The sequence below is a fragment of the Rhizobacter sp. genome, assembly GCF_035702065.1.
Classification (GTDB): Bacteria; Pseudomonadota; Gammaproteobacteria; order Burkholderiales; family Burkholderiaceae_C; genus Rhizobacter.
Genome location: NZ_DASSRA010000255.1, coordinates 1 through 2140, shown reverse-complemented (window position 1 = coordinate 2140; position 2140 = coordinate 1). Strand labels below are relative to the sequence as shown.

Annotated in this window: 3 protein-coding genes; all 3 read right to left on the bottom strand. The window is 65.2% G+C overall.

Features of this window, described 5'->3' with window-relative positions; genetic code table 11:
- The coding region (locus VFL64_RS11680) for an isocitrate dehydrogenase kinase/phosphatase AceK regulatory subunit (RefSeq protein ID WP_489540550.1) at nt 1-1061 on the bottom strand (1061 nt) is incomplete at its 3' end.
- 9 nt (nt 1062-1070) lie between these two features.
- A complete protein-coding gene (locus VFL64_RS11675) occupies nt 1071-1685 on the bottom strand; it encodes a hypothetical protein (protein ID WP_489540549.1) in 615 nt (204 codons plus the stop codon).
- Nucleotides 1682-2140, bottom strand: a 459-nt coding sequence (locus VFL64_RS11670) for an AAA family ATPase (RefSeq protein ID WP_489540548.1), incomplete at its 5' end; no start/stop codon positions are given. The genes VFL64_RS11675 and VFL64_RS11670, both read right to left, overlap by 4 nt.

Here is a 2140-nt window from a genome sequence, read left to right as displayed (position 1 = left end):
GCGGGGTAGAAGTCCTTGATGACCTTGAACACGTACGGGAACGACGGCAGGTCGAACACCATCATCACCATGCCCTTGATGCCGGGGGCGATGCGGAACATGTCGCCGCTGTGGCGCAGGTGGTGCAGGAAGTCGCGATAGAACAGGTTCTTGCCGTGCTTCTGCAGGCCGAGGGCGTTGTACAGCTCGGCGCGCGGCTTGCGCGGCATCAGCGAGCGCAGGAACTGCACGTAGGCCGAGGGCGTCTCCATGTCCACCATGAAGTAGGTGTGGGCGAAGCTGAAGATGAGCTGCAGATCGTCCTCGCCGAACAGCGCCGCATCCACCGCCAGCTTGCCCTGCGGCGTGTGCACGATGGGCAGCGCGAAGGGCCGCTCGCGGAAGCCGTTGATGATCTTGCCCACCACGTAGGCGCCCTTGTTGCGGAAGAACAGCGAGCTGAGCACCTGCACCTGGAAGTTGGTGCGCAGCCGGTACTCGCCCAGTTCCTTGCGCAGCACCGCCAGCACGAGCTCCACGTCGCGGCCCAGGTCCTCGAACTCGCGTTCGAGCTGGAAGTTGGTGATGATGCGCAGGCAGGTCTCGCGCAGCGTCTCGCGCGTGGGGTAGTAGGCGCGGTAGGTGGGCAACGAAGCCGGCTCGTCGTTCTCGATGTACTCGGTGCTCACGGCCGGCCGCACGAAGATGAAGTCGTTGCGGAAGTAGTGGCGGTGCAGGATCTTGGTGGTGACCGAATTGAAGAAGGTCTCGGCCAGTTCGGGCTGGTGGTGGTCGATCAAGAGGCCGATGTAGTGCAGCTTGACCTGCTGCCAGGTGTCGCCGGGCAGGTCGGCGGCGTTCCACTCCGTCTGCAGCCGCTCGGTGGCCTCGGCCACGCGGCGGTCGTAGAACTCGATGCGCTCGCGCTGCGCGCGCTGCTGGCCGGCCCAGTCGCCGGCGTCGAAGCGCTGCTTGGCTGCCCGGCTGGTGGCGCGGAACAGGCGGTAATGCTTGTTGAAGCCATCGCGCATGGCTTGCGCGATGGCAAAGGCGCGGGCGTCGTCGAGCTTGCGGGGGAACATGGTGGGAGTTTACGCAGGGGGATGGGCGTGGAGCCGGTCCACCATCTGGCGCAAGCGAATGCGAGCCCGCCCCAGGCTGGGCGAGCGCTCCGCGGCACGCTCAGGAGACCACGTCGTCGCGACAAGGGCGGTGAGCCGGGCGTTGTAGCCGATGCCCTGGCCGGACATGGCACCTGACGCCCGGACCATGTCGAGGCGCACATCGCGGGGCGCCTTCTGCGCCAAATCCAGGACGAACTTCTTCGGGTCCGGCAATGCATCCGGATTCCTGGGCAGCGCGCCCTTCGCCCCCATCAACTGACGCATGGCTTCGTGGTCGGCGAGCAGCCACGACTCGGCCTCTCGGACGGCGACACGAAGCAGCAGATTCTCTGGGCATGGCAAGCCGCCCAACCAGTCGGCCCGCAATACCGCGGGACACGTGGTGTCATCGAGGTCAGCCAGGATCACCACGGCTTGCCGTTGCGATAGTTGACGCCACTTCGGCATGCCGGACCGGAGGTAGCCGAACCCGCCCTTGCGTAGCAGCATGGGCTCCGGCAGCTTTGGAGTCAATTCAGCCAGCAAGCGTTGGCCCAATGATTCGCTCAGCGCATCTTCCGTCGCCAGGGCGATGGGAATCACTGCCACAAGCCCAACTGGTTCACCTGTGTGGGCCGGGTCTTTGGCAGAACCACTTCGGCCACGGACAAACCCGCTTCCAACGCGATGCTCTCGTCTTGCTGCAGAGTCCTGGCCTTGGTGCCTTCCGGGCTGCTTTCGAGCACCACCACGCTGCGGCCATCAATACCCGGGTTGCTCAGGAGCGCCTCGCTGTGCGTGCTCAGCAGGATCTGCCGGCGCACCTTGCGATCACGCTGCAGCCGCTGCAGGATCAGCGGGATTTCCTTGACGATGGCATCGTTCAGGGAGATTTCCGGCTCCTCCAGCAGCAGCGGGGAGTTCCCATCAAGCAGCGCCCAGAGCAGGCCCAGCAAGCGCAGCGTTCCGTCGGAAAAATGCTCCTCGGACTGCCATCCGGCATTCGGCCGGTGATGGGCATACAACGCCTGCAGGTGCGGGTGCCCGAGGTCGTCCTT